Annotated in this window: 8 protein-coding genes; 5 read left to right on the plus strand and 3 right to left on the minus strand. The window is 68.6% G+C overall.

Annotation, left to right across the window (positions count from 1 at the left end):
* Both TY51_RS18215 and TY51_RS18220 read left to right on the plus strand, forming a co-directional pair.
* Positions 1-452, plus strand: a 452-nt coding sequence (locus TY51_RS18215; RefSeq protein ID WP_042252389.1) for a methyl-accepting chemotaxis protein, incomplete at its 5' end; no start/stop codon positions are given.
* Positions 453-543: 91 nt separating this feature from the next.
* Entirely contained in the window at positions 544-1833 is a 1290-nt protein-coding gene (locus TY51_RS18220; protein WP_042252401.1) for a sorbosone dehydrogenase family protein, read from the plus strand.
* 87 nt (positions 1834-1920) lie between these two features.
* Here the strand turns inward: TY51_RS18220 and TY51_RS18225 are convergent, their stop codons facing one another.
* Both TY51_RS18225 and TY51_RS18230 read right to left on the minus strand, forming a co-directional pair.
* On the minus strand, positions 1921-2910 hold the full coding sequence (locus TY51_RS18225; protein WP_042252390.1) for a hypothetical protein: 990 nt from the start codon (positions 2908-2910) through the stop codon (positions 1921-1923).
* Positions 2907-3311: a hypothetical protein gene (locus tag TY51_RS18230; protein ID WP_042252393.1), complete on the minus strand. Its 405-nt coding sequence runs from the start codon at positions 3309-3311 to the stop codon at positions 2907-2909. The genes TY51_RS18225 and TY51_RS18230 overlap by 4 nt, the downstream gene beginning before the upstream one ends.
* Before the next feature lie 121 nt (positions 3312-3432).
* On the opposite strand from TY51_RS18230, the gene TY51_RS18235 reads away from it, so the two are divergent.
* Both TY51_RS18235 and TY51_RS18240 read left to right on the plus strand, forming a co-directional pair.
* Positions 3433-4161: a cytochrome c oxidase assembly protein gene (locus TY51_RS18235; RefSeq protein WP_042252404.1), complete on the plus strand. Its 729-nt coding sequence runs from the start codon at positions 3433-3435 to the stop codon at positions 4159-4161.
* Positions 4158-4670, plus strand: a complete 513-nt coding sequence (locus TY51_RS18240; RefSeq protein WP_052650453.1) for a CopD family protein — start codon at positions 4158-4160, stop codon at positions 4668-4670. The genes TY51_RS18235 and TY51_RS18240 overlap by 4 nt, the downstream gene beginning before the upstream one ends.
* An 8-nt stretch (positions 4671-4678) precedes the next feature.
* Here the strand turns inward: TY51_RS18240 and TY51_RS18245 are convergent, their stop codons facing one another.
* Complete coding sequence (locus tag TY51_RS18245) at positions 4679-5203, minus strand: DUF2231 domain-containing protein (RefSeq protein WP_042252396.1); 525 nt, start codon at positions 5201-5203, stop codon at positions 4679-4681.
* Between the two features lie 51 nt (positions 5204-5254).
* On the opposite strand from TY51_RS18245, the gene TY51_RS18250 reads away from it, so the two are divergent.
* A partial coding sequence (locus tag TY51_RS18250) for a cytochrome c oxidase subunit II (protein WP_231559136.1) occupies positions 5255-5881 on the plus strand: 627 nt, incomplete at its 3' end.

A 5881-nucleotide genomic window follows, 5' to 3' on the forward strand; every position in this document is an offset into this window, starting at 1 on the left:
CCCGCGCCGGAGAGGCCGGGCGCGGCTTTGCCGTCGTCGCCCACGAGGTCCGCGCCCTGGCCCACAAGACCGCCGAGGCCGCGCATCAGATCAAGGACCTGATCGGCGCCTCGACGGTGCATGTCCGCGAGGGGGCGGGGCTGGTGCGAAGTTCGGGCGCGTCCCTGGTCACCATCGTCGAGGAGGTGTCTGCGGTGCGCACGATCATCACCATGATCGCGTCCAGCACGCGCGAACAGTCGCAAAGCCTGCGCGCGCTGTCGGCGGGGGCCGACCAGATGGACAAGGTCACCCAGCAGAACGCCGCCATGGTCGAGGAGACGACCGCCGCCGCCCGCGCGCTGGAGGAGCAGACGGACCATCTGGCCCAGAAGGCCCGCCAGTTCCGCACCACGCCCCAGCAAGCCCTGCGCGCCACGCCCGTCGAACCCCGTCGCGCGGCGGGCTGGTAGGGCACAGGGGGCCAGGGTTGCGACACCATCAGCGTTTGACGCCCCTGCAGGGGCCGCTAAGGTGCGGCTTCAGGATCAAGTGGGGCGGATGATGGATTTTCTGGCACGGGCGACGGCAGTCGTGGGCGGCACGATGGTGGCAATCAGGCGGTTCGGCGCGCCCAAGGTGCAGGCGGTGGGCACCGCGCCGACCATTCCCGACGCCAAGCGGCAAGGCATCATGACGCTGAAGATGCCGACCGCCAAGGGGTGGGAGCCGGGCCATGTCCCCGACACCGCGCCGGGCCTGGCGGTCAACGCCTTCGCCTCGGGGCTGGATCACCCCCGCTGGATCGAGGTTCTGCCCAACGGCGACGTGCTGGTGGCGGAATCCAAGGAACAGCCCAATCCGCCCAAGACGCTGATGGACCATGCGGCCCAGGCCACCATGCGCCGTGCGCGCGCCATCGGCACCAGTGCGAACCGCATCACCCTGTGGCGCGACACCGACGGCGACGGCGTGGCCGAAACGCGCGAGGTCTTTCTGGACCAGCAGAACCAGCCCTTCGGCATGGCGCTGGTCGGCGACACCTTCTACGTGGGCAACACGGACGGGATCGTGGCCTTTCCCTATGCGGCAGGCCAGACGACCATCACTGCGCAGGGACGCAAGCTGGTGACGTTCAAACCCAACGGCCACTGGACGCGCAGCCTGATCGTGTCGCCCGACGGCGCCAGCCTGTATGCGGGCGTCGGGTCGCTGACCAATATCGGCGACCAGGGCATGGCCGCCGAGGAAGGCCGCGCCGCCATCTGGCGTCTGGATCTGGCGACCGGACAGGCCGGCATCTTTGCCTCGGGGCTGCGCAACGCGGTCGGCATGGCGTGGGAGCCGTCGACCGGCACGCTGTGGACGGTGGTCAACGAACGCGACGGCCTGGGCGACGAGACGCCGCCCGACTATCTGACATCCGTGCGCGAGGGCGGGTTTTATGGCTGGCCCTATTGCTATTGGGGCCAAACCGTCGACGACCGCGTGAAACAGGACCCGGCCCTGGTCGCCCGCGCGATCACCCCGGACTATGCGTTGGGCGGACATACCGCATCCCTGGGTCTGTGCTGGATGCCCGCGGGCACGCTGCCCGGCTTTCCCGACGGAATGGTCATCGGCCAGCACGGATCGTGGAACCGCTCGACCCTCAGCGGGTATCGGGTGATCTTCGTGCCGTTCGCGGGCGGCAAGCCGTCCGGCCCGCCGCGCGACATCCTGTCAGGCTTTCTGTCCGACGACGAAAAGACCGCCTATGGCCGCCCGGTGGGCGTCGCCATCGGCGCGGACGGCAAGTCGCTGCTGGTGGCCGACGATGTGGGCGACATCATCTGGCGCGTCACCGCCGCCTGAGGTCATGACCGCCATGGCGACGGCGCACGCCAGCGTCACGGCGATCAGCAGAATGGCCAGGGCCAAGGCAAGGCGCGGGCGCATCGGTCACACCATCTCGAAGATTTCGGCATGGATCGCGGACAGGGGCGTGCCCCTGTCCGCCAGTGCCGCGCGGATCGCGGCCAGCATCGGCGCCGGACCGCACATCATGTGCGGCCAGTCCCGCGTCTGACAGGGCAGCAGCCGGTCCAGCATGTCCGCGTCGATGCGGCCCTTGGCCCCCGTATGGTCCCCCGTATCCCACGGTTCCGGAGGCTCCTCGATCACGTGGGTCACGTGCAGGTCGATGTCGCGGGCAATGCCGGCAAGCTGTTCCCGGAACGGCACGTCGTCCCAATCCTTGTTCGCGTACAGCAGGTGGACCGGGCGCGGATCGCGGCGGGCCTGCAGCGCGTGCAGGTTGGCCAGGATCGGCGTGATCCCCACCCCGCCCGCGATCATCACGAAGCCCTTGGCATCGGCCTCTCGGTCGACCGTGAACACGCCATAGGGCCCGTCGATCCATGCCACGCTGCCCACCAGGGTCTGCGACAGGCGAAGGCTGTCATCGCCCAGGGGCTTGATCGAGAAACTGATATCCGGCCCCTTTTCGGGCGCGGTCGATATGGTGAAGGGATGCTCGCGCAGCGAAAACGGCGTGCCGCCGACCGCCAGCCACGCGAACTGACCGGGCCGCCAATCGCGCAGCGCCCGGCCCTCGGGGCGCAGGATCAGGGTGCGGATATCGTCGCCCTCGTCGCGGTTCTCGACCACGCGCCACGGGTTGCGCGACTGGTGCCACGGGCGCAGCAGCCGGGTGTGGACGATCAGCCCCACCCAGACCAGCGTGATCGCCAGCCACAGACCCCGCGTCCCGTCGGCCCCGGTGAAATGCCCCGCCCCCAGCACGTGCCAGACCGCGGTGGCAAACCCCGTCAACGCCAGGCCGACATGCAGATACCGCCACCACAGATAGTCCAGCCGCAACCGCTTGCGGAATTCGGACGTTACCACCATCACCCCGAAACAGACCAGCGCGACCCGGCCCGCGGTCATGTAGGATCGGCCTTCAGCGGGTTCAGTACCCCCATGTCGTCCTTGTGCCAGACGTACATCATCCCGAAATGCCCCAGCATCAGCGCCACCGCGCCCCAACTGAGGAAACGGTGGAACACCGGGATGATATCGGCCCCGAACGGGCGCAGTAGCGGCTTCAGCCGTCCCGTCAGCGCGAATTGCAACCCGACCAGCGCCAGCGCCCCGAATCCCAGCCCGAAGGCCATGTTCTGCGTGAACGCCCCGCCGCGCGGCGGATCACCCAGAAGGATCACCGCGAAGGGCAGGACAAGCGCGATCAGCGCCAGCGTCACCCAGCCCGCGGCCTGCAACCGCACCGCCCATGTCCGGTCGCCGGGACGGATGTGGATGGCTGGATCCTGGGCTGTGGCATCGGTCATGGGGTGGCAACGCGACCGCATCTGCACAGTTCCGCACATGGGCATGGAACCGGCGGCGCAGGCCATTGTTGGGGAACGACATTGCGCGCGCCCGCGGATGATCCGCAACCAAGGAGAGATGATGACACAGCGGCTGATGCCCTATTGCGGCCCGGCACCGGCCCCCGACCAGCTGTGGTCCAGCTGGAATTTCGACCCCTTGGTGCTGGCGGGCATCGCCGTGCTGGCCGTGGTGCTGGCCCGGCGCGCAGGTCCCGGCCGGCGCGGCCCCGCAGTCCTGGCGGTGTGGGCGCTGGTCGTGGCCTTCGTCTCACCACTGTGTGCGCTGACGGTGGCGCTGTTTTCGGCGCGGGCGGCGCATCACCTGGTGCTGATCACGCTGGCCGCACCGGCGCTGGCGGTGGCGCTGCCCTTGTTGCCGCGCCTGCCTGCGGGGTTGTCGCTGGCCGCGGTCAGCGCGGCGATGATCGCGTGGCACCTGCCGGGGGTCTATGACGCGATCTGGGCGTCTGACGGGCTTTACTGGCTGATGCAGGCGGCGATGCTGCTGCCGGCCTGGGCGTTCTGGTCGGCGGTCCTTGCCCCCGGTTTCGGCGCCGAGGAGGCGATGCGCCGCGCCGTGCTGATCGGCGGGCTGGCGGGGATCATGGGCTTTCTGGGCGCAATCCTGACCTTTGCCCCCGACATCCTGTATTTCCCCCATGTCGGCGGGGCGATGGCCTGGGGCATGTCGCCTTTGGCCGATCAACAGCTGGCGGGCCTGATCATGTGGGTGCCGGGCTTCGTTCCCGTGGCGGCGATCGCGGGGCGGATGGTCTGGCACGCCTGGCGCCGGGGGTTTGCCGCATGATGGTCGCAGGGCTGAAATACCTGCACCTCGCCGCCATGCTGTGCTGGTGCGCGGCGCTTGTGGCGCTGCCGCTGCTGCTCCATTTCTATGGCCAGATCTGGCGCGGCAAGGCTGACAGCAGCCAGACCCAGGCCCGCTATGCCGAATTCCGGCTGATCACGCATTTCGGGTATGTGGGCTTTGCCACGCCCGCGGCGGTGATCGCCATCGCCGCGGGGACCGGCCTGATCTTTGCCGATCAGGTGTTCGATTTGTGGTTCGTGGCCAAGCTGACGCTGGTGGCGGGCATGGCGCTGGTCCATGCCTGGATCGGCCACCTTGTGCTGACATCGGGCGAACATCGCGGGCTGCACGACATGCCCTCGGCCATCTGGGCGCTGGTCCTGGGGCTGCCTTTGATGATGGGCGTGCTGTGGCTGGTGCTGGCCAAGCCGGACTTGGCTTGGGTCGCGGACTGGCTGCCCGAATTCATGCTGGCACCGCGCGGACAGTCGGCGGGCCAGGCATGACGATGACCTCAGCCGCCCGCGCTGTCGCTTTTGGTGCCGATCTGATAGTCGAAGACCAGCTTGCCGCCGTGCCAGCCGGTGATCCCGGTCATCGCCGCCGTCAGCGCCGACAGCAGGATGCCCCAGGGCAAGACCACGGCCTGCGGGTCGGGCAGTCGGAACCCCCAGTTCAGTCCCAGCAGGGACAGCAACATCACCGCGAGGATGAAATGAGTCCAGCTTGCCGCCCGGATGCGGATGCCGGGCACCATCAGCAGTTCGATCGTGCCGGTGATCCCGGCCAGAACGCCCAGGCCGAAGGCCGCCCCGGTGGCCCACAGCGCGACGCGCGGCCAGAACTCGTCCGCGGTCAGCCAATACATCGCGTCGGCCCCGAAGGTCGAAAAGGCCAGGGCGATGGGAAAGGCCACCATCATCGCGTGCAGCGGATGCCCGGACAGGGCGATCTTGGTTTCGGTGTCGTTGAACGCGATGTGTTCCTCGATCGGGTCGGCAAGGCGGCGGCGCTGTTTCCAGGTGCGTCTCTGGCGCATGGGTGCTCTCGTTGGGTCAGGGGCTTCTGGCACAAGGCATTGGCGGGGGCCGTGGTTCCGCTGCTTGCCGGATGCGGCGGCGGGCACAGCACGCTGAGCCCGTCCGGACCGGCTGCACGCGACATCGCGCTGTTGTGGTGGACCATGCTGGCGGGATCGGCGCTGATCAGCGTCGTGGTCTTTGGCCTGCTGTTCGCGGCGGTGCGCAACAACGGCGCCCGGCGGTCGGAACGGACGTGGATCTGGGGCTGGGGCCTTGGGTTCTCCATGATGGTCCTCACGGTGCTTCTGGGCTTTTCGCTGTGGATCGGAGAGGGGATGCTGGCGCGCGCCGACAATGTCCCCCGCGTCCAGGCCGATGCCGCGCAATGGGAATGGCGCTTCGGCCAGCCCGGCCCCGACGGCACCATCGTGCAGACACGCGACACGCTGTTCGTCCCGGCGGGTCAGGATTTCGACGTGGTCATCACCGCCCAGGACGTGATCCACAGCTTTTGGGTCCCGCAGCTGGGCGGCAAGATGGACGCCATCCCCGGACACCAGAACGTCCACCGCCTGCGCGCCGACGTGCCCGGCACATACGAGGGCCTGTGCGCCGAATTCTGCGGCACCGGGCACAGCTTCATGCGTTTCACCGTCGTGGCCTATGACCCGAACGGCCCGATGCCCGACATGTCG

It is taken from the genome of Paracoccus sp. PAMC 22219 (genome assembly GCF_000787695.1).
GTDB lineage: Bacteria > Pseudomonadota > Alphaproteobacteria > Rhodobacterales > Rhodobacteraceae > Paracoccus.

Coding starts and splice junctions, on each gene's coding strand:
- TY51_RS18220 (WP_042252401.1), top strand. CDS start 544: ATGGATTTTCTGGCACGGGCGACGGCAGTCGTGGGCGGCACGATGGTG.
- TY51_RS18225 (WP_042252390.1), bottom strand. CDS start 2,910: ATGACCGCGGGCCGGGTCGCGCTGGTCTGTTTCGGGGTGATGGTGGTA.
- TY51_RS18230 (WP_042252393.1), bottom strand. CDS start 3,311: ATGACCGATGCCACAGCCCAGGATCCAGCCATCCACATCCGTCCCGGC.
- TY51_RS18235 (WP_042252404.1), top strand. CDS start 3,433: ATGACACAGCGGCTGATGCCCTATTGCGGCCCGGCACCGGCCCCCGAC.
- TY51_RS18245 (WP_042252396.1), bottom strand. CDS start 5,203: ATGCGCCAGAGACGCACCTGGAAACAGCGCCGCCGCCTTGCCGACCCG.
- TY51_RS18240 (WP_052650453.1), top strand. CDS start 4,158: ATGATGGTCGCAGGGCTGAAATACCTGCACCTCGCCGCCATGCTGTGC.